The following is a 25,085-nucleotide window of genomic DNA, read 5'->3' as shown; positions in this document are numbered from 1 at the left end:
AGCGAGATATTTTTAGTCAAGGGAGGATTACTATGGATTTAAGTGTAAAAAGTGGTGAAAACGTAGCATTCATGCTTGAACAAATGCAAAAGCAAATGCAGGTTGTAAATAGTGGTGTAATGAAACCAGAGGATTATGATATTGAACAATATGATGATCTTAAAGATCTCCACGCCTATGTAATGAAAAAGAATCACTTCAGCGTACGTGAAACAGAAGGAATCATTCAAGAGCTTAGTGATCTTCGTAAAAAATAATCACGCCACACACAAACGACCGTGTTCTCACACATACGAAGTGAGAATACGGTCGTTTTTGAATGTCCCTTTATGTAATCTAGAAACAACATCGATTACTTTAAAACATATCAAATTTTATCACTGTTTTGTAATCACCTGCAATGCCTCTTGCGCGGCATGCTGTTCAGCCTCCTTTTTAGAACGACCGTGTCCGACTCCGAGTCTTTGATTGTTCAAATATACCTCAGAAGTAAACTGCCGATTGTGTGCAGGACCGGTTTCCTGGGCAATCCTATATTCCAATAATCCATGATTTTCGCGTTGAATATATTCCTGCAACTGACTTTTATAATCCATCACATGGGAAAAAGCACCTTCATTTATTTTCGGATAGACAAAGCGCTCTAAAAAGCCTTCCACAGCTTCGATTCCTTGATCAAGATAAAGGGCTCCGATGAACGCTTCAAAAACATCAGCCAGGAGAGCTGGGCGAGTTCGGCCACCAGTATTTTCTTCCCCTTTACCTAAAAGAACAAGCTCACCAAAGTCGAGAAGATGTGCAAACGTTACGAGCGATGGTTCACAAACAATCGCAGCCCGTAATTTTGTCAGTTCACCCTCAGACATGGTTGTAAACTTTTTATAAAGATATTGAGAGATTGTCAGTTCGAGTACTGCATCTCCTAAAAACTCAAGGCGCTCGTTATCCTCACTTGGACGTTTACGATGCTCATTCACATAAGAAGAATGAGTGAAAGCCTGAAAAAGCAGTTTTTCCTGTTTAAAACGGATATTCATGGAGTTTTGAAAGGTTTGAAATCGAGCGGATAGCTCATCAAACGTTAAAGGTCTTCGTTTTGATCTTGTATATTTCTTTGATGATGTGCGGTTAGGCATAATGACCTCCAGATTCCTGTAATACTGAGATTACTTTTATCGTATAAAGAAAACTTGGCTAGCGCCAAGCCTTAGCCCTAAAGGATGACCTAAAGGCCCCGCAGGCAATCGCCCTAGTTGCGCTTATACTATAGAAAGTATTTTCATACTTTCTTAACGAATAAAAAAGAGGCTGACTCGATACCGGGTAGTAGTGCCTCGTTTATAGCATTTGCATGCATTATAAATGCTGCTTTAACATTCGGAAAGTATCCGAGTCCCAGAGAATCAGCCTCTTCGTTAAAAATCTATTGATGGCTCTTTATGTAATTCAACACATCGCCAACAGTAGAAATTTTTTCTGCATCTTCATCAGAAATCTCCATATCAAACTCGTCTTCAAGCTCCATAACAAGCTCAACAACATCAAGTGAGTCCGCACCGAGATCCTCTTTAAAAGAAGCTTCAACTTTCACTTCTTCCTCATCAACACCTAAACGGTCAACAATGATTTTTGTGATTCGCTCTTGAATTTCTGCCACGTCCGTTCACCTCCTCTCAAGTTATTATAATGGATGATGATTACCTCGTAAATCAAATAGAAAAACGAAATCACCTTGGTTACTCCGAAAGACACTAGAAGACCACCGAGAAGGCCGATACCGCCTCAAGGGTCTGAAGTGACCCGCGGGGCTGTGTGATGCAGCTAGACAATAAATATAATGTCAGCCCTACATTACCATGCCGCCATCTATATGCAGCGTTTGTCCGGTTATATAGCTGCTCTCATCACCTGCTAAAAACTTAACTGCAGATGCGATATCTTCTGGACGACCAAGACGGGCAAGTGGAATTTGCTTAAGCATTTCATCTTTAACATCCTTATCGAGAGCATCGGTCATATCGGTTTCGATAAAACCAGGCGCAACAGCATTGACTGTAATCCCTCTACTAGAAAGTTCTTTAGCTGTTGTTTTCGTCAACCCGATAACTCCGGCCTTGGAGGCTACATAATTCGCTTGCCCTGGATTACCTGAAACTCCTACAATTGAGGCAATATTGATAATCCTACCTGAACGCTGCTTCATCATGGTACGAGTGACCGCTTTCGTACAGTTAAACACTCCTTTAAGGTTTGTGTTAATAACTTCGTCCCATTCCTCTTCTTTCATTCTCATCAGCAGATTGTCCCGCGTAATCCCTGCATTATTGACAAGAATGTCCAAGGAACCGAACGTTGTTGTGACTTCTTTCACCATCGAAGTAACTGAATCCAATTTAGCAACGTTAGCCTGGATTGCAATTGCTTTTCCGCCGTTCTCGTGAATTTCTTCAACGACTTGTCTTGCTCTCGCTTCGCTACCAGAATAGTTTACGGCAACTGAAGCACCTTGTCGAGCAAGTTCAATTGCAATCGCACGTCCAATACCCCTTGATGCACCAGTCACTAACGCAGATTTACCTGTAAGCATAGCATTATACCTCCTTAAGTTTCTGTACAGCTTCTTTCAATGAATCCGGATTTGAAATAGCGAGCGTCTTTGCACGTCGGTGTATTTTTTTCACGAGACCCGAAAGTACTTTCCCTGGTCCGATTTCAATGAATGTGTCAACGTCTTGATCCAATAAATAACGGATCGTTTCTTCCCATCGAACAGGAGAATAGATTTGTTCAATGAGTTTCGCTCGAATCTCACCAGTTTTCTCAATAGGCTTTGCAGTAACATTTGCAATTACCGGTACTTTAGCATCTATAATCGAAAGCTTATCAAGAATCGTTTCCATTTTCTCAGCTGCGGGCTTCATCAACTCAGAGTGGAACGGTCCGCTAACCTGCAAAGGGATGATCCGCTTTGCGCCTTCAGATTTTGCAAGCTCAGATGCTTTTTCAACACCTTCCTTTGAACCTGAGATGACGACTTGCCCAGGACAATTCAAATTAGCAAGCTGAACCGAGTCCCCAGATGAGGTCACACGAGTTGTAATCTTTTCGAGAACATCCTGGTCCATACCGAGAACCGCTGACATTGCCCCGATTCCTGCCGGTACCGCCTCTTCCATAAACATTCCTCTTTGATGGACAGCGTATACAGCATCCTCGAACCTCATTGCCTCTGAAGCTACCAAAGCTGAATATTCACCCAAGCTGTGTCCTGCCGTATAATCGGGTTGAATATCGTATTCTTTCAAGGCCTCTAAAATCGCAATACTTGTCGTTAACAAAGCTGGTTGTGTGTTTTCTGTTCTCGTCAATTCCTCAACAGGCCCATTTGCAATGATGTCCGAAAGAGAGTATTCAAGACGTTCATCAGCTAGGCTGAATACCTGTGCAGATTGTTCGTTACTTTCTTTGAAATCTTGTCCCATCCCGACCTGTTGAGATCCTTGACCTGGAAATAAAAACGCAATTTTCCCCACGTTATCGCTCCTCTTCATTCGATTGTTCTACAACTTCTTCTTGTATGATTTTGACCATTTTATGTTCTACCATATGTCTTGCCTGACGGATCGCATTGTAAAGTGCATTAGCGTTCGAAGACCCGTGTGCTTTGACAACCGGGGCACGAAGTCCGAAAAGTGCTGCACCACCATATTCACTATAATCAAGCTTTCGTTTAACCGCTTTAAATTGCGGCTTCAACACCGCAGCAGACAGCTTACTTTTTATCGAGCTCATCAATTGTTCTTTTATCATTGAAAAAAGGGATAATGCCGTTCCTTCAATTGTCTTTAGCACGAGATTACCTGAAAAACCATCGCAGACGACTACATCCGCAGGACCATCCAAGAGGTCTCTTGGTTCCACATTTCCAACAAAGTGAAACTGCTGATGCCCTTCAAGCAGTTGAAACGCTTGCTTGGAAAGCTCATTCCCCTTACCAGGCTCTGAGCCAACATTCAGCAATCCCACTCGTGGCTTAGCGATTCCTCGTACTTTTTCGCTATATACACTAGCCATAAATGCATATTGAACAAGATGCTCTGGTTTGGCATCCATATTTGAACCAACATCAAGAAGTACGAAACCTTTTCCGTCTAACGTAGGCAATGTTGGTGAAAGGGCTGGCCGATCGATTCCTTTGATCCTCCCAATATGGAGCAATCCAGTTGCCATCAGCGCCCCTGTATTACCTGCAGAGATACAAGCATCCGCACGCCCTTCCTTCACTTCGTTTGCGGTGAGGACCATCGACGAACTTTTCTTTCGGCGAACCGCTCTTACCGGTTCATCCTCACTCGTTATTTTTTCTTCAGTATGTAAGATTGAAATCCGCTCATTAGTTGTTAATATCGGTTTTATTTGATTTTCATCACCGACAAGAACAATTTCGAGGTCGGAAAATTCCTTAACAGCAATTTCTGCACCGAGGACGATCTGTTCAGGCGCATGATCTCCCCCCATCGCATCTATGGCAATTCTCATCTAGAACGTCCTTTCTTTATTGCTTTGTTCGTACGAAACATTGTAAAAATACCTTCAAAAACAAGCTCTTTTTCAACAAAGCTTCTCACTTCTACAATGGTTCGTTCTTTCTGATGTTCAATAACATTCGCTTTTGCGACGACACGTTCACCGACCTTAACTTGACGTGTAAAACGTAAACTTGACTTATCCGTTAATGCCATCTCATCATTGATGATGGCAACAGCAAGTGAATTCGCCTGTGCAAACAAGTGATGACCTCTAGCAATATTGTGCCTCGAAAATACATGCTCCTTTTTTATATCCAGGATCGAGATTGCAGACTCATCCAATTGTAAATCAATGATTTCTCCGATTACATCCTCGATGGAAAGAGCCTTTACTTCATCCAATTGTTGTTGTGCGACATGTTTGATTCGTTCCCGTAACTCAGGAATCGAAAGCTCTAGTCGGTCTAATCGGATGGTTTGAACGCTAACCTGAAATTGATCAGCTAAATCTTCATCCGTAATGAATGGGTTCCCTGAAATCGTTTCTTTTAAAAATTGTTGTCGTTCTTTTTTGTTTCGCTTCATTGCTTCACCATCTCTTACTCTTATGAGTAGGTACTAATAGTAGTATATAATGATTAACTTTAGTTTTCAACGGTCAATCCAGCTTATCATCCCATTGATTCACCTGGAGCAGTAACCAATCCCGTAAACCTTTGTATGGGTCCGACTCCCAAAAGGTTTTGGAATAGATCAGGTTAGCTGCATCACTCCTCGCAACTTCAAGAGCACGATAGTCATGAACAAGGTCTGCCACTTTGAATTCTGGCAATCCACTTTGTTTTTTTCCAAAAAAATCACCAGGTCCACGTAATTCGAGGTCACGTTGAGAAAGTTCAAACCCGTCATTGGTTTCGGTCATAATTTGCATCCGTTCTTTACCCACCTCTGATTTCGGATCGGCAATTAAGATGCAGTAGGATTGTTCTTCACCACGTCCAACCCGCCCCCTCAGCTGATGAAGCTGAGCAAGACCAAATCGTTCTGCATCATACACAGCCATAACCGTTGCATTCGGAACGTTCACACCAACTTCTACAACAGTCGTTGAAACAAGAACCTGAATGTTGTTTTTGCTGAACTTAGCCATGACCTCTTCCTTTTCCTCAGATTGAAGCCTACCGTGCATAAGCCCTACCTGATAACCATTGAAAAAGTGCTGCAGCTGCGCATGGACGTCAATTGCGTTTTGAACGTCAAGTTTGTCTGATTCCTCAATAAGCGGACAAATGACATAGGCTTGACGCCCCTTGCTCAATTCTTTTTCGATAAATGCTAAAACCCGCTCAAGCATATCGTGCTTTGCCCAATACGTTTCAATCGGTTTCCGTCCTGCCGGCATTTCATCGATTGTCGAAACATCCATGTCCCCAAACGCAGATATCGCAAGTGTTCTAGGAATCGGGGTTGCAGTCATGAACAATACATCTGGATTCATCCCTTTTTTACGTAGAACTTTACGTTGGTTCACGCCGAATCTATGCTGTTCATCCGTTATGACGAGAGCTAGTTCATTGAAAGTGACATCGTCCTGGATAAGTGCATGTGTTCCGACGATAATATCGACTTCACCACTCATAACACTCTCCAGAACTTCTTTGCGTTTCTTTCCTTTTACAGAGCTTGTTAATAATTCAACTGACACATTAAAATTGGCAAACAGCTGTGTAAGCGAGTCATAATGTTGCTCAGCAAGAATTTCAGTCGGAACCATTAAAGCGGACTGCAACCCTGTCGTTGCGGCAGCATACATACTGATTGCTGCGACAACGGTTTTACCTGATCCAACATCTCCTTGTAAAAGCCTATTCATCCGATACGGCGAGCCTAAATCGATGAGGATTTCATCCGTTACACACTTTTGAGCCCCAGTAAGTGGAAAAGGCAATGACTTGATAAAGGAATGAACCTTCTCCTGATCAAATGCACGTTTCACACCGGCCGTTTTTTCTTTCTCTAACTTTCGCCACCATTGCATTTTTAATTGAAATAAAAGGAATTCCTCGTAAACGAAATACCTTCTTGCTTGTTTTAGGTGCTGATGGCTGATCGGACCATGTAGCCAACGAATGGCATCCTTACGATCAAGAAGCTTATACTGGCTTTTCAGTTCGTACGGTATAATTTCTTGAATTGATTCGGCGTATTGGTTCAATGCTTGATGAATGACCTTCTTCAACCGTTTAACTGTCCATTCTCCTTTGACAGAATAAATCGGTTCGATCGTTTCCGATTTTTCTTGGTGCCCAAACGATACGTGTTGGGTCGTTAACGTCATGCGATGCTGGTCCCATTTCCCTGTTACAGTTACTGGTTGGCCAATTGAAAATTGTTTTTTAAGAAACGCACGATTAAAAAACACCACTGTAATTAAATACCGGCCCACAAGAACCTTGACTGTGAGTCTTGATTTTTTGCGCCCAAAAAAACGCAAAGAAGGCTCACTGTGAACCTTCCCTTCTAGTGTAGCCTTTTCATCATGTTTTAGTTCGGTCAATTCCTTAACTTTAAAATCTTCATATCGGTACGGAAAATAGAGCAAAAGATCTTCGACTGATTGAATTCCTAGCTCAATCAATTCCTCAGCTCTTGCTTCACCGACACCCTTCACTTCTATAACTGGTTGTGTTAATTGTTCCATCATTTCTTCTTAAGCGGTACTCCATAAATTTTCGCTTCTAGTTCACGTCCAGTCGGAGTTGCCGCTAAACCTCCCTGAGCAGTTTCCTTTAAAGCTGTCGGCATTGATTCACCGATCTTGTACATCGCATCGATAACCTCATCACACGGGATTCTACTTACAATTCCAGCAAGAGCCATGTCCGCTGCTGTAATCGCAATGCTTGCACCGATCGCATTCCTTTTAACACAAGGAACTTCTACAAGACCTGCAACGGGGTCACACACGAGCCCAAGCATGTTTTTCAATGCAATCGCCATAGCTTGTGCAGATTGTTCAGGTGTGCCTCCTGCCAGTTCAACGATTGCAGCTGCTGCCATACCTGTTGCAGAACCAACCTCAGCCTGACAACCGCCTGCTGCTCCAGAGATGGATGCATTGTTTGCAACAACAAACCCGAACGCTCCCGAGGTGAATAAATACCGGACCATCTGCTCTTTTGTCGGGTTGAGCTTATCCCTTAACGCAAAAAGAGTTCCGGGTACTACCCCGGCAGAACCAGCTGTTGGAGTTGCGCAAATTGTTCCCATGGCTGCATTTACTTCATTGGTAGCAACCGCCTTGCTTACGGCATCCAATATTGTCGTTCCCGCTAAGCTTTTGCCGCTTGCAATATATTTTTGTAACAGGACGGCATCACCGCCTGTAAGTCCAGAGTGGGACTTGATCCCTTCTCTTATCCCGCGTTCGACTGCACGTTCCATGACATCGAGGTTGTTTGCCATTTGTTCGACAACTTCAACCCTGGAACGGCTCTTAACATCCATTTCCTGTGTGATCATTACTTCAGAAATCGGAATGTTTTTGGACACGGCTAATTCAACAAGCTCAGCTACATTACGAAACATCGAATACACCGTCCTTTGAGTTAATCATGGATCCTTGTGGCATTAATGACATGGGGTAACTTCTCAATCTCTTTAATTACAGTGTCATCCAGATTCTGATCAACCTCGATTGTCATGAGAGCCTCGCTTCCTTTTTCCTTTCTCCCGACCTCCATGTGACCGATATTAATCTGATATTTTGCTAAAAGATTCGCAACTCCCGCGATGACTCCATAACGATCGTTGTGGACAACAAGAAGTGCCGGATGATTGCCAGATATACGAAGCTCAAATCCATTAAGTTCAGTAATTTCTATCTTTCCTCCACCAATAGAGATTCCTACTACCTCAAGCTCTCCCTCATCGTCTCCTAAACGGATTCTTGCAGTATTAGGGTGATCGGTGAGAGCATCCTCTTCTGACATCCGAATTTTGATTCCATTTTTCTTAGCTATTTTCAATGAATCTCTAATTCTAGGATCAAATGTGTCGAAGTCCAATATCCCACCTACTATCGCAACATCGGTTCCATGTCCCCGGTATGTTTTTGCAAATGAACCGTAAAAAGAAATCGTCGCCCAACTAGGTTGTCGACCAAAGAGTGAACGGGATACGCGTCCAATACGTGCTGCCCCAGCAGTATGTGAGCTTGAAGGACCAATCATAACTGGACCGATAATATCAAATACACTTTTATATTTCATATGTCGACTCCCCCATCGGGTTATAAAATACATATGCTGTTGATCAGCGAAGTCACTCACTACTAGTTTTACCAAGGATGCTGATATCCAAGAGTACACTTGTGACGAAAGCAGGTGGCTCTTGGTCACTATTTGAACATCCTCTAATGAAAGAATCCTACCCTCACAGTATATGTACACGCTGATCAAGGTAGGAGTATTAAACGCAATTATATTTTATTCGACTGAAAGGATGTACGAGTAGATCGGTTGTTTACCTGCGTGCATTTCAACCTCTACATCAGGATATTGTTTTTCAACCCATTCAGCTAACTTCGATGCTTCCACTTCACTTGCATCATCACCATATATGATCGTTACAATTTCATCATCATCTGAAATCATTTCAGATAACAGTGCTTCAACTGCTTCATTTTGTGTTTTTTTCGAAGTAACGATTTTACTATCAAAAATACCCATGAATTCATCTTTTTTAATTTCGACACCATCGATGGTCGTGTCTCTAACAGCAAATGTCACCTGTCCAGATTTCACATGGTTTACTGCTTCTGCCATTGAATTTTTGTTATCTTCTAATGAAGCAGATGGGTTGAACGAAAGCAATGCTGAAATTCCTTGAGGTACTGTTTTCGTCTTTACGACAGCGACCTCTTGATCGACAACCGATGCGGCTTGTTCAGCAGCCATCACAATGTTGCTGTTATTTGGCAAAATGATCAACTTATCTGAGTGTGCCTCTTCAATCGCCTTGACGATGTCTTCGATGCTGGGATTCATCGTTTGTCCGCCAGCTATAACGACCGATGCTCCAAGACTTTTAAACAGTTCTTCGATGCCTGTACCCATAGATACCGTGATAATACCAAAAGGTTGTTTCGTTTTTGGCTTAGGTGCTTCCATCGTGTGAACTGGCTGTTGTTTTTCAAGGATTGCTGAATGCTGCTCACGCATGTTTTCGATCTTAATATTGATCAGATCGCCATAATCTTGCGCAAGGGTCAGCATATTTCCCGGCTGTTCTGTATGTATATGCACTTTGACTAACTCTTCATCAGAAACGACAAGTAGTGAATCACCATGGTTGTTCAATTCTTCTCTGAATTTATCCTCTGAAAATGGACTTTGTTGTGTTTTTTCTGCCTTAAACTTAACCATAAACTCAGTGCAGTAACCAAAAACGATATCCTCGGTGTTCATATGTAGTTGAGCAGTTTTATGATGTTCTGCATTCACGAGCTCATCGATTGAAGGGCCGCTTTCACTGACGGAAGGCAATTCTTTTCCTTCAAGTACAGCTAAAAAACCCTCGTATATCATTACGAGGCCTTGCCCGCCTGAATCGACGACTCCTACCTCTTTTAATACTGGTAAAAGTTCAGGAGTACGATCTAGAGATGCCTTTGCTTCCTGTAATGTTTTTTGCATGACCTCAATGATATCATCTGATTTCCGGGCAGCTTTTGCAGCCGCTTTGGCTGCATCCTTAGCAACGGTTAAAATCGTACCTTCTACAGGCTTCATCACAGCCTTATAGGCAGTCTCGACACCCCGTTCTAAAGCCAAGGCAAAAAACTCCACATCAATCGAGCTTTTCCCTTCAATTGCTTTTGAGAAGCCCCTGAACAATTGAGAAAGGATTACACCGGAATTCCCGCGTGCTCCCATTAAAAGCCCTTTTGAAAATGCAGATGCAATTTTACTAGCATCATCCGAAGTTAAAGTTTTAACTTCTTTTACCCCGGATGTAATCGTTAAATTCATGTTTGTTCCAGTATCACCATCCGGTACTGGAAAAACATTGAGTGCGTCGATCACTTTCACATTGTTATGCAGTTGGTTCGCACCGGTTAAAAACATTTGGGATAGCTTTCCACCATCCAACTTCTTTAAAGTCACGAATCTTTCCTCCTCGTTACGGGTTTGTCACCCTCACGCCTTGAACAAATATGTTTACGGAATCAACTGATAATCCGAGCATTTGATCGAGCGTATACTTCACTTTTGTCTGGACATTATGGGCGACTTCGGAAATTTTTGTTCCATAGCTTACAATAATGTACATATCTATGTGAACTTCATCCTCTTCTTGTCGTACGACAATGCCTCTGCTAAAATTATCTCTTCCTAGGAGTTCGGTAATGCCGTCTTTAATTTGCTTTTGCGATGCCATTCCGATGATACCATAACAATCGATTGCGGCTCCACCTGCAATAGTCGCAATGACGTCGTTGGAGATATCGATCTCTCCGTACTTCGTTTTCATTTCAATAGACATGCATAATCCCCCTTTGGATTGAATTACCTATAGCTAGTGTCATTTTACTATAATATCGTACAATTTAAAAGAAATTAAACGTACAGTCCTTCTTTCTGTCAAGTATATGAACTTGATATTACTTGTTGCAATCTGCTATTTCTCATGCTACTATAGTGTAGTGTTTATGACAAAAAGATAAACTTGCAATTGTTATGGTATTTGCAATAAAGGAGGCACAATCATGGCTAGAAAATGTGTTGTAACTGGTAAGAAAACAAGCTTTGGAAATAAGCGTTCACACGCATTGAACTCTTCAAAACGTAAATGGGGAGCGAACGTTCAAAAGGTTCGTATTCTTGTAGACGGTAAACCAAAGCGCGTATACGTATCTGCTCGTGCTCTTAAGTCCGGTAAAGTAGAACGCGTTTAATTTTAAAACAATAAAGGGACTGGCTTATCCGATTGATCGGGATGCCAGTCCTTTTTTATATGGTGGAAGTGGATTTGGCGGTGTGGGTCCAAATGCATCTTGCTAGTCGTTCACTTTTGATCCCCACAAACTGCAGTTGACAGGCACGATTGCTTTGGCAGCCGAGAAATCTCTCAATATTAACTAATGAATATTTGTATTTGCTAATCAACCTTATCGATTTTCATTGAAAATTGTTCGCATGATCCTCTCTGGATGACGATTTCAACGGATTTTTGTCTCAAACCATCCATATCACCTTTTCATGGCGAGCGTTACACCGGACTTCTACACCAAACCATCTGTATGAACCTTCAATACTGCATTTTGCATAATGCTCCTATGGTTTCCTAGGAATTTTTTTAACTCTCCAGCAATAGTTCTGAGAGTGTGCGATGAAATGCAATCGAACAGAAATCAACACCTAAGGGCAGCAAAATATGTGCACTCCCTCAATAAGCTTTTAAACAAAAAAGCACCCCAACTGGTGCTTTTTTGTTATCCCTTTTTGAAGGATCCTAGAATCGCCCTCACGAAACCACCTAAGAACCTGGGCAGTTTAATGGTATAAAATTTCATAATTCCGCCTCCTCCAACGTTAGTTTCCGTAGGGAATCCGCTTCGGAAAAATAACATTCTATTTAAGTATATTCGCCTAGTTGAAAATAGTACCCGTTGATTTAAAATTTCCTCAGTCTTTGCTTCTTACCATCATTAGTATGCCGTCATCAAACGAATAAGTACCTTTTTTTGTTACAAGCTCATTCGATATACATAAAGTAGAACCGAAGACTAAATCAGCATCGTATAGAGGGTAGCGGAAGCCCTCCAAATTAATCCCTTTAACTAGTTGTGAAAAAGGGACAAAGGAAACGTACGGTAAATCAGAGCGTATCTCAACTGTATACTTTCCTGGGTTTTTAATTTCAATTTCATTTTTTGTGTCAATGATTTTCATTGCGATATCGTGCTCTAATCCAAGTGACATCATTTGAATGTTAATCAATTCATGGTCTAATCGGCCCCCCGTTACACCATATAAAACAACCATGTCGGGTAGTTGTTCTAATCCCCATCGTACTGCCAACTCAAGATCGGTCATATCCTTTTCCTGTTCAAAAGTGTAAGTACGGATGTTCGGATCATTGATGATACTTGAGAACTCTTGTGACGAAATGGAATCAAAATCACCAAATGCTGCATTAGGAGCGATATTTCTATTTGCAAGGAACTTTACTCCCTCATCAACACCAACAACAATGTCCTCATCTTGAAAATGAAGCTCCGGAATTAGATACTCAGGACCTCCAGCAACAATATGAATTCTTTGCACAGTATCACTCTCCGTGAATTAGCTTTGGTGCCGTCTTTGAAAGCATTATTACTAGGATTACCGTCAAAATGAAGGTTGGTACAATATACGTGCTATTATACGTAATCGAATAGACAAATGCAGAAGTACCTTCCGGAGCAGAACTTGCAAAGAATGCAACACCGGAAATCACATGACTGACCAAACGTAAAAGACTACCAATGAACGTACCGACAATGATCAATGTAACACGCTTACCGAATGCATCTTTGGATTTAGGCCGGACCAACCCTGCCAACCCGACGAGAAGGAATGCAAGTGGATAATCAAGTACAATTTGTAACGGAAAATAAAGATAAGGACTAAAGAGTAATTGTAAAAGTCCGATCATAAGTCCAGTCAATACCCCTCCTGCAACCCCTCTGCGAAACGCCATGATGAAAATGGGAACCATTTCCAATGAGACGGATCCACCAAATGCCCAAGGACCTCCAAGTTTTACAAATCCTAAAATTACACCAAGAGCCGCCATAATCGCAACTTCTGAAATTAATAAAATACGATTGCTCATTCTCTATCTCTCCTTTTTAAAACACATAAAAAAGCAACTGTTCACGGGGATACAGTTGCTTTCATACTGAAATTTTGAAAGTCACTTTCCCTCCGCAGGCCTTAACCTGTTCAGGTTCATAGGGTAAGAAGCCAACCACTTCACTCTCAGTCTCTGATAGAGACTCCCCCAGTGAAAAACCTTTTAATTTGGATTTAATTATACACCACGAATTGCATTGATTGCATCCTTGCGGTCTTCTTTGTTGTAAATCGCTGAACCTGCAACAAGAACGTTCGCACCATGTTCTACACAAAGCTTGGCAGTCTCTGGATTAACCCCTCCGTCAACTTCAATGTCGATATCAAGACCTTTTTCTTTGCACATAGTTGATACGGCTTCAATTTTGGACAAGACCGGTTCAATGAATGATTGTCCACCGAATCCTGGATTTACAGTCATAAATAGAACAAGGTCGACATCTTCAATAATGTGTTCAATCGTATTGACCGGTGTATGAGGGTTCAGAACAACTCCGGCCTTAACACCCTGTTCTTTAATAAGATGGATGGTGCGATGTAGATGTGGACATGCCTCAACATGAACTGAGATGATATCTGCTCCTGCCTTTGCGAAGCTCGGTATATATTGGTCAGGGTTCTCAATCATTAGATGAACATCAAGTGGCAAATCGGTTACAGGTCGAATTGCATCGACAATGAGTGGTCCAATCGTAATATTTGGCACGAAATGACCATCCATTACATCGACGTGGATATAATCCGCGCCTCCGTGCTCAACATCTTTAATTTCGTCTCCAAGTTTCGAGAAATCAGCGGAGAGAATCGATGGTGCTATTTTAATCATAATCAATCAGTACCTCCGTTTTTGATCTTTAATCTCTTGTAAAAATTGTTGATAATGTTCATAGCGGAAACGAGCGATCTCCCCTGCTTCAAGTGCCGCTTTCACAGCACATTTCGGTTCAGATGTATGCGTACATCCCCTGAACTTGCATGTTGGAAGCAGCTCTCGCATTTCTGGAAAATAGAGAGTTAATTCTTCCGATTCAATATTGATAAAATCCAATGAACTGAATCCAGGTGTATCTGCGACGAATCCTTCTCCGAACGAAATAAGCTCGACGTGACGTGTCGTATGCTTTCCACGTCCCAAATGGTCGGAGATCTCATCCGTGTCTATTTTCAGCTCTGGATTCAATGCATTTAGAAGAGTAGATTTACCTACACCGGACTGTCCAGCGATCACCGTAACTTTATTTTCAAATAGATCACGGATATCCTCAAGACCTGTTTCGTCGATTGAAGAAGTTTCAATGACTTGATAGCCAATTTGCCTATAAGCATCTAGAGTATCCTTCAATTCTTCATAAGAATCAACCAAATCCAGCTTACTGACACAGATTATCGGTAAAATATCATTGGCCTCAACGTGAATCAGGAACCGATCCAAAAGGAGTGAACTAAACGTTGGGCGAAGGACGGAAAAAATCAATAAAGCCTGATCTACATTTGCAATCGGCGGACGGACCAATTCATTTTTCCGTTCAAGAATAGATAACACATAGCCATCTGTCCTGTTTTCTGCTTGAAACTCCACTTCATCACCGACGAGGGGAGTCAATTTTCGCTTTCGAAAATTCCCCCTGCCTCTACACTGAAAAATTCCATCCTCGTTCAACACATAATAATATCCACTCAACGCTTTAATAATCGTCCCTTTTGGCATGCAGTTCATCTACTCTCCATTCTGAAAATTTTTAGCTTCCTCATACGTAAAACTCTGCGTATATATTTCTTCGCCATCAACATAAACAGCATAACTTGCTTCTCCATTGTATGGGACAGTGAGCGGGATATCAAATACAGTTGTTTCAGAAATTTCTTTCTCCTTCAACGTTTTTTCACCATTCACGTCGTTCGTAATGATTTTAACCATCTTCGGTTTTTTTTCTTCTTTTTTACCTTTATTCTCTCCGTTGTTTTCACCGTTATCATCATCACCAATGACAACCTCAACTTTATCTGTAATAGATATCGGCTCAGGTACGCCTTTCGAGATCGCCACTGTTATTTCATCTCCAGCTCTTACAGAATCGCCTGCAGCTGGGTCAGTACTGATAATATGACCCTCTTCGATCTCTTCTGAATACTGACGTTCCTCTGATTCCTTGATGGTTAATCCGTTCTGTTGGGCATAAGTCTTCGCCTCTTCCAGGGATTTTCCTGTAAGGTCTGCAAGCACAAAGGATGGCGGACCACTGCTGACGTATAAAATAAGGACTTCTTGACCAGGGACGACCTCCTCACCCGGTTCTGGGTATTGTTTCATTATCGTGCCCTCATCGAATTCCTCACTCGATTGATGTGTAATTTCTACATCTTCGAACAGATCCTTTACATTGCCTCTCTGTACGTCATCGGCTTCCCTTCCTATGTAGTTTTCCACTTCGAATTTTTCAGGTCCTGAACTGACGGTCAAGGTTACCTCACTATTTTCTTTCACAACTTCCCCAGCTCGTGGATTCTGACGAATAACATTCCCTTCCTCAACTTCAGCACTGGGCTGTTCTTCCCTCTCAACATCTAAGCCTAAATCAGAAAGGTTTTCGTACGCGTCAGTATACGGCATGTTCGTCACATCGGGGACGTTAACCACATCGGTTTGGAGAATTTCTGGAACGATCAAGATTGCAGCAACACCCGATAATCCTAATAAAAGAAAGATAGATAAAAGGATTGTAAGCCAGTTTTTCTTTTTCTTCTTCGGTTTCTCTTTTTCTTCTTTTTTCTTAGATACAGTAGGTTGATTGATTTGTTCTTTAGACGAACCGATTGGAGTAAGTATTTTCGTTGCCTCTGCATCTTCATCCAGAATAAGTTTTTTTTCATTCATTCTTGATTGTTCAAGGACTGTTTGAAGGTCGATTTCAAGCTCTTCAACATTCTCATACCGGTTGTTTGGATCCTTTGCCATCGCTTTCAAAATAACATTCTCGAGACTCTGGGGAATATCAGAGTTTAAGAGACTAGGTTCTGGGTAAGAATCTTGTAAATGTTTCAATGCAACGGAAACCGCCGATTCTCCTGAAAAAGGAAGTCTTCCTGTTACCATTTCATATAAAACGACACCCATCGAGTAAATGTCTGATTTACTGTTCGCAATACCTCCACGTGCTTGTTCCGGAGAAAAATAATGGACACTTCCAAGTACGGAATTGGTATGTGTAATTGTAGCTGACGTCGCTGCCAGCGCGATACCAAAATCTGTCACTTTCACCTTCCCAGTAGGGTCGATCAGTATATTGTGAGGCTTGATATCCCTGTGTACGATATGATGATCATGCGCATGTGCGATTGCTGATGATAATTGTTTCATGATTTCTACAGACCGCTCGGCAGATAACGGTCCTTTGTCCCTGATGATTTGTTTCAGTGTCTTGCCTTTGACGTACTCCATGACAATAAAATACGTTTGATCATCTTCACCGACATCAACGATACTTACAACGTTTGGATGGTTTAAACTCGTAGCTGATTCTGCTTCCCTATGAAATCTACGGATAAAATCCTCATCCGTTGAATATTCAGATCGAAGTACCTTGACAGCGACGATTCGATCAAGGATGAGATCCTCGGCTTTGTAAACAACTGCCATTCCACCGTCACCGATAATTTCTAAGATCTTGTACCGGTCACTGATTCTTTTACCGATCATGATGAGACACCTTCTTTGTCAGCAGGTTCATTATAAAGAAGAACAAGTGAAATGTTATCCTCACCGCCAGCTTCATTTGCAAAAGCAATCAATTCAGCGGCCTTTTCTTCTAATGTACCATCTTTGCTCATTACCTCTTCCATCTGGGTTGGGCTAACTTTATTGGAAAGTCCGTCCGAACACATCAAAAGGTAATCCCCCGCATCCCAATTGTACGTGTACAAATCGATATCGACAGTTGGATCCGTTCCGATTGCTCTCATTATCACGTTTTTTCGCGGATGAAATTCTGCTTCTTCACTCGTAATTTGTCCTGATTTAACGAGCTCGTTTACAAGCGTGTGATCCTCTGTAATTTGTTCAACCGAACTTTCTTTTATATGATAGCAGCGGCTGTCACCTACATGCGCAAGTATATAACGTTCTTCATCCGCCTTCACCGCAACGACGGTTGTCCCCATTCCCTGGCAATCTGGATTTTCTTTCGAATAAGAATAAATTTCGTTGTTGCTATCCTGAAGTAATCGGCGCAAAGAATCCGCTACATCAGAATTTTCGTGTATGTATGTATTGAAATTCCCCGTTAAAAAATCCACCGCCATCTTGCTGGCAACATCACCGGAAAGATGGCCGCCCATGCCATCCGCTACAATGGCAAATACATCGGTGGCAGTGATCTGAATCACTGCCCCGTTGTCTTCGTTGTGTGGTCTAACCCTACCTTTATCTGTTTGAAAGAATGCTTTTAACAACCTTTCTTCACCTCGTTTCGTCCTTACGCTCCTTCGCTCTCAACTGCCCACAGGCTGCATCGATGTCGTGCCCCTGTTCGCGACGGATCGTGACATTCACCCCTAGGTCACGTAATGTGCGTTCAAAATTAAAAATTTGGTTTTTAGGCGTTCGGACGTAGTCTCTTTCTGGAACATAGTTTACCGGGATCAAATTCACATGGCATTTAATGTCTTTAATCAGTTCAGCCAATTGTTCAGCATGTTCCACTTGGTCATTCACTCCACCGAATAGTCCGTACTCGAAGGAAACACGTCGACCTGTTTTACGGATGTAATAACGAATTGAGTCCATAAGGTCATCCAATGGATACATACGGTTTACAGGCATTAAACGGCTCCGGATTTCGGTTGTCGGTGCGTGTAAGGAAATCGCAAAATTGATCTGCATCCCTTCATCTGCAAAATCATAAATTCTCGGCACCACGCCACTCGTTGAAACAGTAATGTGACGTGCACCAATATTCAAGGCTTCATCATGATTGACGATTTTCAAAAAGGAAAGCAGGTCGTCGTAATTATCAAACGGCTCTCCAATCCCCATAATGACGACTGAACTGACTCGTTCATCCGTTTCATCTAGTGCACGTTGCACATCTAACACTTGAGCCACAATTTCGCCGGCTTTAAGGTTTCTCTTTAAACCACCAAGCGTCGATGCACAGAACGTACAGCCAAGCCTGCACCCTACTTGGGTTGTCACACAAACACTGTTTCCGTATTCATGTCGCATCAGGACCGTTTCAATTGAATAGCCGTCTTCAAGCTCAAATAAAAACTTAATCGTTCCATCCTTTGATTCCTGACGAATGACTTGTTTTAGAGGTGTAATAGCATAAGTATCATCAAGTTTCTGTCGTAAACCCTTTGAAAGATTCGTCATATCCGAAAATGTCGTTACCCTCTTTTGATACAGCCACTCATATATTTGTTTCGCTCGAAAGGCCGGCTCCCCTTCTTGTTTTAACCAGTTCTCCATTTCCTTGTATTGTAAGGAAAAAATCGATGGCCGTACATCTGGATTGGTTTGTTTTTCTGTTAATGGTTTTAACATTTCGTTTCACCGCCTTTTCTTGAAGTTTTTCTTAAGCATGCAATGTAAAACCCATCGCTGTCAAAATATTGTGGTAAAAGTTGGAGATCACCTTGTGAATCAGATACAAATGGATAAACCTTTTCAGGCATTCGGTCTTTGAAAGTCGTATCCCATTCAAATTCAGGATGATTGATTAAAAATCGATCAATTTGCTGTCGGTTTTCCTCTTTTTCTATTGTACATGTACTGTACACCAACAATCCACCCGGTTTTAATAATCGTGAAACTGAATCAAGCAGTTCTGCTTGTACAGACTGGATTCGTTCAATATCGCCAGACGTTTTTGTCCACTTGATATCCGGTTTTCGCCGGATTACACCAAGCCCTGTACACGGAGCATCAAGCAAAATTCGATCAAATGATTCTGCTTCCATCAGTTGAGCTGCTTGCCGTGTATCCATCGCCACTGTATCAACGTTTGTCAACTTCAGACGCTTCAATTGGTCATCGATTAGTTTCACCTTATGCGGATGCAGATCGATCGCAGTTATTTTCCCTTTGTTTTCCATACGTTCGGACAGGTGCGTTGTCTTTCCACCTGGTGCGGCACATGCGTCAAGTACTCGTTCTCCGGGTTGAGGATTGACCGCAAGCCCTACAAGCATGGAACTCTCGTCCTGAATCGTCATTTTTCCAGAATGGTATACATTTGTTGTAGGGACTTGTCCAGAAATGATTTGAATCCCATCCGGTGATAAGGAGGTTTCTTGTGCAACAACCGATTCCGTTTTTAAAGCTTCGATAACCTCTGGGACTGAACCTTCGAGTGAATTCACCCTAGCTGTAACAGAGGGAGGCTCTAGATTTACTTTACACATATTTGTTGTATTGATATCCCCGTATTGCTTTGTCCATCGCTCGATCATCCACTCAGGGTGACTGTACTTGATTGCCTTCCTCTTTAAATCTGTCGGGGCATCTTCAATAGATGGTACTCCATTTCTTTGGATATTGCGGAGTACACCATTGACAAATCCTGAAATTCCTTTATGTCCCCTTTTTTTAGCAATCGTTACTGCCTCATTGATAATTGCATGATCTGGAACTCGATCTAGATATACCATTTGATACACCGATAATCTTAAAAGAATGCAGACCCAGTCTTCAAGCTTTGACAATGGCTTTTTAATAAATCCGCCTAAATAATAATCCAACGTGTTTTTTCTTTGTATCGTTCCGTAAACCATTTCGGTTAACAAGCCAACATCTTTTCCGGAAAGGTTACTTTGTTGGATCGATTTATTCAGCAAAAGGTTGCTGTAGCTCTGTGAACGTTCTATTTGCAATAGAATATCCGTCGCTGCTTCACGAACGTTTTTAGACATCAAGTTTCATTCCTTTATCCAGCTGCGCACCTGCTAAATATTGTGTCGCTTTCATTCGTTTTTTACCTGCTGGCTGAAGTTCAGTTATTCTTATTGCAGTGTCATTACCTGTCGCTATAATTAAACCTCGTTCATCAAAATCAATGATCGTGCCGGCTTCCTGATTTTCTTTACCAGTTACCTTTTCCCCCCACCAGACTTTCACTTGCTTCCCATTTACAGTAGTATAAGCCACTGGCCAAGGATGTAGTCCGCGAATTCGATTGTAAATTTCTTCACCCGTTTGATCCCAATCGATCCGTTCCATTTCTCGAGAAATGTTCGGTGCATAGGTCACTTCAGCTTCATTCTGTGGGGTAGGCTCAATCGTCCCATCTACAAGCTTTGGAATAGTTTCCATGAGAAGCCCTGCCCCCGCTTCGCTTAGTTTATCATGAAGCGAACCGACATGATCCTGTTCTGTAATCGGCACTTGAACCTGGCTAAGCATATCTCCGGCATCAAGCTTTTCAACCATATACATGATCGTTACACCAGATTCCTTCTTCCCATCGAGTATTGATTGATGGATCGGTGCACCACCACGATATTCTGGAAGTAAGGAAGCATGAACGTTTATACAACCTAATTTCGGATAGGTCAGTAGCTCACTCGGCAAAATTTGACCATACGCAGCCGTCACAATCAAATCTGGTTCGAACGATAAAATTTCTTTAAATTCAGTACGAACACGTTTCGGCTGCACTACGGGAATATCATGCCTCAATGCTTCCTGTTTCACTGGCGGAGGTGTAATGATCCGCTTTCGACCCACCGGCTTATCGGGTTGTGTAACGACGGCCGCAATATCATAACCACCCTGTATTAGCTTTTGTAAAATCGGTACTGAAAAATCCGGAGTCCCCATAAAAACAATTTTCATATCAATTCTCACCTATCTTCAAAGTAAAATCCGTGTTCATCTCACTACATGATCGTCTGGGGATGCATGTCAACATTAATCATAAGTCCATTTTTTTGAATTTCTTTTTTGTAGTGATCGAGTATTTCATGCAAAACCCGTTTTAGGTTCGGCTCATTTTTGTATTTTATCATGCAATGGTAGCGATATCTATCTTTCACGCGCGGAATCGGTGATGCGACAGGTCCTAGAATGATCGCTTGGTCGGTCAAAGCATTGGATAACTGGCTGGCTACCTTCTCGCAAGCATCAACCACTCTCATCAATTCGACGTGTGAAACCGTAATTAATGCTAAGTAATAGAATGGCGGATACTGATGCAATTTACGAATTTTCATTTCACGATTATAAAAAGGTAGGTATTCGTGACTTTGAGCAAGCTGGATACTATAATGCTCTGGTGAATACGTTTGGATGATCACTTCGCCATCCAGTTCATGTCTACCAGCTCTTCCTCCAACTTGCGTCAACAGCTGGAAGGTGCGTTCTGATGCTCGAAAATCAGGTAGGTGCAGCATCGTATCTGCAGCTAGTACACCGACAAGGGTCACATCAGGGAAATCGAGACCTTTTGCAATCATCTGTGTTCCGAGAAGTATATCTGCTTTTTTTTCTGCAAATGTATTCAATAGCTTTTCATGCATTCCCTTACGACTGGTTGTATCGACATCCATCCGGATGATGGTTGCTTCAGGGATAAGTTTGTTAAGTTCTTCTTCCACCTTCTGTGTTCCGGTACCGAAAAAACGAATGTGTTCAGAGGAACATTCAGGACATGCAGTAGGGAGATTTTCCTCATAGCCACAATAATGACATTTCAGAAGCCGATAGCGCTTATGATACGTCAGCGATATGTCACAATGGGGACATTGTGCGACATAACCGCAATCCCTACAATTAATAAACGTCGAGTAGCCCCTCCGATTCAATAGAAGAACGCTCTGTTCCTTCCGTTCGAGCCTACTTTTCAAACCTTCAAATAATGCTTCTGAAAATAAAGATCGATTTCCGGCACGTAATTCTTCTCTCATATCTATGAGGGAAGTTGGTGGAAGTGTTTTCTTGTTCACACGTTTTTGTAGGGAACATAGCTTATATACACCTTTTTGTGCCCGAGCGTATGTTTCGAGCGTTGGGGTTGCACTACCAAGTATTACTGGACAGCGATGATAATTCCCCCTATAAATCGCAACATCCCTTGCATGATACCTTGGGTTCTCTTCCTGCTTGTAGCTTGATTCATGCTCCTCATCGATTATGATAATACCGATCTTTTTGAAGGGTGCAAAGATAGCAGACCTTGCACCGACAACGACCTTGGCTTCATTCCGATGAATCTTCCTCCACTCATCATATTTTTCACCTTTAGACAGTCCGCTGTGAAGGACAGCGACTTTAGATCCGAATCTTCCTTTAAAGCGTTGCACCATTTGAGGAGTGAGCGAAATTTCAGGCACAAGCATGATCGCTTCTTTCTCTTGTCTGAGAACCGTTTCGATCGTTTGAAGATAGATTTCCGTTTTACCACTTCCAGTTACACCATGCAAAAGAAACGTCTTATGTACGATTTGTTCTATCGCTGTTAAAATCGGTTCAATGGATTCTTGCTGTTCATCCGTCAACTCTAGTGGAATCGTTTGTTCAAAGTGTCGGTTTTCATATGGATCACGATAAACCTCCTGCTCCAGTTCTTCGATCCATCCTTTTGAAATTAAGCTTTTGATTGTAGATCGGGCAGAACCGGTATCCTCCATTACTTGTCTAAGCGTAATTCCATCCCCATCTTGCTCAGATAAATAATTTAATACACCAGCTTGTTTTGGCGCTCTCTTCTCTAAGTCATCTCTTACTTTAACGAGTTCTTCCTGCGCTACTTTAGTTTGAATGACCTTGTGCTTTTTTTTCTTACCTTTTGACTGGATGTTGTATTCAACCTCAAGAAGCCCTTCATCCACTGCAGCTTGTACAGAACGGACTACTGGTTTATCCATTTCTTGAAGCTTGTCCCAGTCAATGTGACCTGACTCCTGAAAAAGGTGTTGGATTTGAGTATCAAGTTCCACGATCTTACTTTCAGAAATAAGCTGAATGTTTCGTTTATAACTCATTTTCATGGCAGCGGGTAGCATTGACTGGTAAGCGGAATGCAAAAAGCAAAGCGTTGAATCAGCTAACCACTTACCAAGCTGAAGCAATTCATCATTCAAGACAGGTGCCAAATCAACGACATCAATGATCGGTTTTATACGTTTCAAGTCAGTACTTTCCTTAATCGCGACAACAAATCCGGTCAACTTCCTCGGTCCGAATGGGACGATGACTCGGATGCCGTCTTTGATCAGTTCCTTAAGATGATCGGGAACAGCATAATCAAACGCTCGATCGGTCCCCATCGCAGGAACATCTACTATAACCTCAGCAATCATTTTCCAATTTTCCTTATATAACGGATTGCCTCATTTAGGACTAGCATAGCAATCTCCTTTTTTGAAACGAGATCACTTTGAATTCGAGTTCCATCATTTCCAAAAATCGTCACTTTGTTCGTATCCCCTTCAAATCCAGAGCCTACCTCACTGACATTGTTAGCGACGATGATATCAAGGTTCTTCCGTTCAAGTTTCTCCAGCGCATACGTTTCGACTTGGTCTGTTTCAGCTGCGAATCCAACTAAAACCTGGTTCGTTTTGCACTTGCCAAGTTCCTGCAGTATATCCTTTGTACGCTCCATTTCAATAGCTAGTCCTGAGTCTTTCTTTTTCACCTTTTGTGCCAAGACCTCTTTTGGGCGATAATCTGCAACTGCCGCTGATTTGATAATGAGGTCTGCGTACTCGTATCGCTTCATTACCGCATTGTACATCTCCTCAGCACTCTTTACTTGTATTACGTTGATTCCAAACGGTTCAGGCAATGATGTCGGTCCACTGATCAGTGTTACTTGTGCACCAAACCCCTGTGCTGCTTCGGCAAGTGCGTACCCCATTTTTCCTGATGATCGATTCGTAAAAAAACGGACAGGGTCGACCTGTTCGCGTGTTGGACCCGCAGTGATTATAACTTGTTTTCCGAGTAGTGGTTGTTCTGATTGTTCATTAAAAAATTGCTTGATCGCTGCAAGAATCTCATCAGGTTCAGCGAGTCGCCCTTTCCCGACATAGCCGCAGGCTAAAAGACCTTCGCCGGGCTCGATAAAGCGATACCCATAATTCGCTAGCCGTTCCATGTTCGCCTTAACAGCAGGATGCTCATACATATGTACATTCATAGCAGGAGCTATCAATACTGGAGCGGTGGTGGCGAGCAGGGTTGTCGATACCATGTCGTCGGCCAGTCCATTGGCGGTCTTTCCAATCACATTAGCAGTCGCAGGTGCAATTACGACGAGATCCGCCCAGTCAGCTAAATCGATGTGCGCGACACCAGAAGGATCCTTTTCATCGAAAGTATCATGGTAAACTGGGTTCCTGGAAAGGGTTTGGAATGTTAGAGGTGTAACGAATTTCATAGCCGATTGTGTCATCATCACTTTTACAGTATAGCCGTTTTGACTCAACTGGCTTGTCAATGCTGCTGCTTTAAACACAGCAATGCCACCTGTCACACAAAGTAATACGTTCTTCTTGTTCGTCATCTTCAACCAACCTTCCCCTATCGGTTTATATAAAAAGTAATATCGTTAATAAAAGGCTTAACAATCCGATTTACAATTATCGTTAGTTACTCTTCTATAATTGAAAAAAACGGGACCAACTCAAACGAGGCCGGCTCACTCCATTAATGGAG

Annotated in this window: 25 protein-coding genes and 1 riboswitch; of the genes, 2 read left to right on the top strand and 23 right to left on the bottom strand. The window is 42.1% G+C overall.

Translation table 11 applies throughout. The annotated features are described in order from the left end of the window. Window positions 1–32: 32 nt before the first annotated feature. Window positions 33–257 (top strand): DUF1128 domain-containing protein, encoded by a 225-nt coding sequence (locus MOJ78_RS09690; protein WP_304980975.1) that lies wholly within the window; start codon window positions 33–35, stop codon window positions 255–257. A gap of 120 nt (window positions 258–377) precedes the next feature. On the opposite strand, the gene rnc is transcribed toward MOJ78_RS09690, so the two are convergent. The 11 genes from rnc to MOJ78_RS09635 all read right to left on the bottom strand — a co-directional run bounded on the left by rnc (window position 378) and on the right by MOJ78_RS09635 (window position 11,075). Further along, window positions 378–1,136, bottom strand: a complete 759-nt coding sequence (rnc, locus tag MOJ78_RS09685; protein ID WP_370529787.1) for a ribonuclease III — start codon at window positions 1,134–1,136, stop codon at window positions 378–380. 287 nt (window positions 1,137–1,423) lie between these two features. Continuing rightward, window positions 1,424–1,657: an acyl carrier protein gene (gene acpP / locus MOJ78_RS09680; protein ID WP_304980974.1), complete on the bottom strand. Its 234-nt coding sequence runs from the start codon at window positions 1,655–1,657 to the stop codon at window positions 1,424–1,426. 189 nt (window positions 1,658–1,846) lie between these two features. Further along, on the bottom strand, window positions 1,847–2,587 hold the full coding sequence (gene fabG / locus MOJ78_RS09675) for a 3-oxoacyl-[acyl-carrier-protein] reductase (protein ID WP_304980973.1): 741 nt from the start codon (window positions 2,585–2,587) through the stop codon (window positions 1,847–1,849). A gap of 4 nt (window positions 2,588–2,591) precedes the next feature. After that, the gene (gene fabD, locus MOJ78_RS09670) at window positions 2,592–3,533 is read right to left on the bottom strand and encodes an ACP S-malonyltransferase (RefSeq protein ID WP_304980972.1); all 942 of its coding nucleotides are present in this window, start codon (window positions 3,531–3,533) and stop codon (window positions 2,592–2,594) included. Window position 3,534: 1 nt separating this feature from the next. Further along, window positions 3,535–4,539, bottom strand: a complete 1,005-nt coding sequence (gene plsX, locus MOJ78_RS09665; protein ID WP_304980971.1) for a phosphate acyltransferase PlsX — start codon at window positions 4,537–4,539, stop codon at window positions 3,535–3,537. Then, complete coding sequence (fapR, locus tag MOJ78_RS09660; protein WP_304980970.1) at window positions 4,536–5,114, bottom strand: transcription factor FapR; 579 nt, start codon at window positions 5,112–5,114, stop codon at window positions 4,536–4,538. Before fapR ends, plsX begins: the two co-directional genes overlap by 4 nt. Before the next feature lie 73 nt (window positions 5,115–5,187). Continuing rightward, a complete protein-coding gene (recG, locus tag MOJ78_RS09655; RefSeq protein WP_304980969.1) occupies window positions 5,188–7,233 on the bottom strand; it encodes an ATP-dependent DNA helicase RecG in 2,046 nt (681 codons plus the stop codon). Beyond that, on the bottom strand, window positions 7,230–8,117 hold the full coding sequence (sdaAA, locus tag MOJ78_RS09650; RefSeq protein WP_304980968.1) for an L-serine ammonia-lyase, iron-sulfur-dependent, subunit alpha: 888 nt from the start codon (window positions 8,115–8,117) through the stop codon (window positions 7,230–7,232). The genes recG and sdaAA overlap by 4 nt, the downstream gene beginning before the upstream one ends. A 20-nt stretch (window positions 8,118–8,137) precedes the next feature. Then, the gene (sdaAB, locus tag MOJ78_RS09645; protein WP_304980967.1) at window positions 8,138–8,800 is read right to left on the bottom strand and encodes an L-serine ammonia-lyase, iron-sulfur-dependent subunit beta; all 663 of its coding nucleotides are present in this window, start codon (window positions 8,798–8,800) and stop codon (window positions 8,138–8,140) included. Between the two features lie 216 nt (window positions 8,801–9,016). Further along, the gene (locus MOJ78_RS09640) at window positions 9,017–10,696 is read right to left on the bottom strand and encodes a DAK2 domain-containing protein (protein WP_304980966.1); all 1,680 of its coding nucleotides are present in this window, start codon (window positions 10,694–10,696) and stop codon (window positions 9,017–9,019) included. Window positions 10,697–10,712: 16 nt separating this feature from the next. After that, window positions 10,713–11,075, bottom strand: a complete 363-nt coding sequence (locus tag MOJ78_RS09635) for an Asp23/Gls24 family envelope stress response protein (RefSeq protein WP_225065629.1) — start codon at window positions 11,073–11,075, stop codon at window positions 10,713–10,715. A 223-nt stretch (window positions 11,076–11,298) separates the two neighbouring features. Here MOJ78_RS09635 and rpmB point away from each other — a divergent pair, with 223 nt between their 5' ends. Then, entirely contained in the window at window positions 11,299–11,487 is a 189-nt protein-coding gene (gene rpmB / locus MOJ78_RS09630) for a 50S ribosomal protein L28 (RefSeq protein ID WP_257350137.1), read from the top strand. Window positions 11,488–12,024: 537 nt separating this feature from the next. On the opposite strand, the gene spoVM is transcribed toward rpmB, so the two are convergent. The 12 genes from spoVM to coaBC form a co-directional block, all read right to left on the bottom strand. Further along, window positions 12,025–12,105: a stage V sporulation protein SpoVM gene (gene spoVM / locus MOJ78_RS09625; RefSeq protein ID WP_066240671.1), complete on the bottom strand. Its 81-nt coding sequence runs from the start codon at window positions 12,103–12,105 to the stop codon at window positions 12,025–12,027. 112 nt (window positions 12,106–12,217) lie between these two features. Then, entirely contained in the window at window positions 12,218–12,859 is a 642-nt protein-coding gene (locus MOJ78_RS09620) for a thiamine diphosphokinase (protein WP_304980965.1), read from the bottom strand. A gap of 4 nt (window positions 12,860–12,863) precedes the next feature. Further along, window positions 12,864–13,409, bottom strand: a complete 546-nt coding sequence (gene thiT / locus MOJ78_RS09615; protein ID WP_304980964.1) for an energy-coupled thiamine transporter ThiT — start codon at window positions 13,407–13,409, stop codon at window positions 12,864–12,866. 69 nt (window positions 13,410–13,478) lie between these two features. Further along, window positions 13,479–13,589, bottom strand: a riboswitch (TPP riboswitch). 18 nt (window positions 13,590–13,607) lie between these two features. Beyond that, the gene (gene rpe, locus MOJ78_RS09610; RefSeq protein ID WP_304981224.1) at window positions 13,608–14,255 is read right to left on the bottom strand and encodes a ribulose-phosphate 3-epimerase; all 648 of its coding nucleotides are present in this window, start codon (window positions 14,253–14,255) and stop codon (window positions 13,608–13,610) included. A gap of 6 nt (window positions 14,256–14,261) precedes the next feature. Next, window positions 14,262–15,137 carry a ribosome small subunit-dependent GTPase A gene (gene rsgA / locus MOJ78_RS09605; RefSeq protein WP_304981223.1) on the bottom strand — a complete coding sequence of 292 codons (876 nt, stop codon included), beginning with the start codon at window positions 15,135–15,137 and terminating at the stop codon, window positions 14,262–14,264. 9 nt (window positions 15,138–15,146) lie between these two features. Then, the gene (gene pknB, locus MOJ78_RS09600; protein ID WP_304980963.1) at window positions 15,147–17,126 is read right to left on the bottom strand and encodes a Stk1 family PASTA domain-containing Ser/Thr kinase; all 1,980 of its coding nucleotides are present in this window, start codon (window positions 17,124–17,126) and stop codon (window positions 15,147–15,149) included. Then, window positions 17,123–17,878: a Stp1/IreP family PP2C-type Ser/Thr phosphatase gene (locus tag MOJ78_RS09595; protein ID WP_304980962.1), complete on the bottom strand. Its 756-nt coding sequence runs from the start codon at window positions 17,876–17,878 to the stop codon at window positions 17,123–17,125. Before MOJ78_RS09595 ends, pknB begins: the two co-directional genes overlap by 4 nt. 7 nt (window positions 17,879–17,885) lie before the next feature. Beyond that, complete coding sequence (gene rlmN / locus MOJ78_RS09590) at window positions 17,886–18,971, bottom strand: dual-specificity RNA methyltransferase RlmN (protein WP_304980961.1); 1,086 nt, start codon at window positions 18,969–18,971, stop codon at window positions 17,886–17,888. Further along, a complete protein-coding gene (rsmB, locus tag MOJ78_RS09585; RefSeq protein ID WP_304980960.1) occupies window positions 18,965–20,338 on the bottom strand; it encodes a 16S rRNA (cytosine(967)-C(5))-methyltransferase RsmB in 1,374 nt (457 codons plus the stop codon). Before rsmB ends, rlmN begins: the two co-directional genes overlap by 7 nt. Continuing rightward, window positions 20,331–21,260, bottom strand: coding sequence for a methionyl-tRNA formyltransferase (fmt, locus tag MOJ78_RS09580; RefSeq protein ID WP_304980959.1), 930 nt, complete (start codon window positions 21,258–21,260; stop codon window positions 20,331–20,333). Before fmt ends, rsmB begins: the two co-directional genes overlap by 8 nt. A gap of 44 nt (window positions 21,261–21,304) precedes the next feature. Next, a complete protein-coding gene (gene priA / locus MOJ78_RS09575; protein ID WP_304980958.1) occupies window positions 21,305–23,725 on the bottom strand; it encodes a primosomal protein N' in 2,421 nt (806 codons plus the stop codon). After that, window positions 23,722–24,933 carry a bifunctional phosphopantothenoylcysteine decarboxylase/phosphopantothenate--cysteine ligase CoaBC gene (coaBC, locus tag MOJ78_RS09570; RefSeq protein WP_304981222.1) on the bottom strand — a complete coding sequence of 404 codons (1,212 nt, stop codon included), beginning with the start codon at window positions 24,931–24,933 and terminating at the stop codon, window positions 23,722–23,724. The genes priA and coaBC overlap by 4 nt, the downstream gene beginning before the upstream one ends. Between the last annotated feature and the right edge of the window lie 152 nt (window positions 24,934–25,085).

Source organism: Alkalihalobacillus sp. AL-G (genome assembly GCF_030643805.1).
Taxonomy (GTDB): Bacteria; Bacillota; Bacilli; order Bacillales; family Fictibacillaceae; genus Pseudalkalibacillus.
This window is presented reverse-complemented; position numbering and strand designations above follow the sequence as displayed.

Excerpts from the sequence above, each read along its gene's own strand:
- MOJ78_RS09690 (WP_304980975.1), top strand. The coding sequence starts at position 33 with ATGGATTTAAGTGTAAAAAGTGGTGAAAACGTAGCATTCATGCTTGAA.
- rnc (WP_370529787.1), bottom strand. The coding sequence starts at position 1,136 with ATGCCTAACCGCACATCATCAAAGAAATATACAAGATCAAAACGAAGA.
- fabG (WP_304980973.1), bottom strand. The coding sequence starts at position 2,587 with ATGCTTACAGGTAAATCTGCGTTAGTGACTGGTGCATCAAGGGGTATT.
- plsX (WP_304980971.1), bottom strand. The coding sequence starts at position 4,539 with ATGAGAATTGCCATAGATGCGATGGGGGGAGATCATGCGCCTGAACAG.
- fapR (WP_304980970.1), bottom strand. The coding sequence starts at position 5,114 with ATGAAGCGAAACAAAAAAGAACGACAACAATTTTTAAAAGAAACGATT.
- recG (WP_304980969.1), bottom strand. The coding sequence starts at position 7,233 with ATGATGGAACAATTAACACAACCAGTTATAGAAGTGAAGGGTGTCGGT.
- sdaAA (WP_304980968.1), bottom strand. The coding sequence starts at position 8,117 with ATGTTTCGTAATGTAGCTGAGCTTGTTGAATTAGCCGTGTCCAAAAAC.
- sdaAB (WP_304980967.1), bottom strand. The coding sequence starts at position 8,800 with ATGAAATATAAAAGTGTATTTGATATTATCGGTCCAGTTATGATTGGT.
- MOJ78_RS09635 (WP_225065629.1), bottom strand. The coding sequence starts at position 11,075 with ATGTCTATTGAAATGAAAACGAAGTACGGAGAGATCGATATCTCCAAC.
- rpmB (WP_257350137.1), top strand. The coding sequence starts at position 11,299 with ATGGCTAGAAAATGTGTTGTAACTGGTAAGAAAACAAGCTTTGGAAAT.
- spoVM (WP_066240671.1), bottom strand. The coding sequence starts at position 12,105 with ATGAAATTTTATACCATTAAACTGCCCAGGTTCTTAGGTGGTTTCGTG.
- thiT (WP_304980964.1), bottom strand. The coding sequence starts at position 13,409 with ATGAGCAATCGTATTTTATTAATTTCAGAAGTTGCGATTATGGCGGCT.
- rpe (WP_304981224.1), bottom strand. The coding sequence starts at position 14,255 with ATGATTAAAATAGCACCATCGATTCTCTCCGCTGATTTCTCGAAACTT.
- rsgA (WP_304981223.1), bottom strand. The coding sequence starts at position 15,137 with ATGCCAAAAGGGACGATTATTAAAGCGTTGAGTGGATATTATTATGTG.
- pknB (WP_304980963.1), bottom strand. The coding sequence starts at position 17,126 with ATGATCGGTAAAAGAATCAGTGACCGGTACAAGATCTTAGAAATTATC.
- rlmN (WP_304980961.1), bottom strand. The coding sequence starts at position 18,971 with ATGTTAAAACCATTAACAGAAAAACAAACCAATCCAGATGTACGGCCA.
- rsmB (WP_304980960.1), bottom strand. The coding sequence starts at position 20,338 with ATGTCTAAAAACGTTCGTGAAGCAGCGACGGATATTCTATTGCAAATA.
- fmt (WP_304980959.1), bottom strand. The coding sequence starts at position 21,260 with ATGAAAATTGTTTTTATGGGGACTCCGGATTTTTCAGTACCGATTTTA.
- priA (WP_304980958.1), bottom strand. The coding sequence starts at position 23,725 with ATGATTGCTGAGGTTATAGTAGATGTTCCTGCGATGGGGACCGATCGA.
- coaBC (WP_304981222.1), bottom strand. The coding sequence starts at position 24,933 with ATGACGAACAAGAAGAACGTATTACTTTGTGTGACAGGTGGCATTGCT.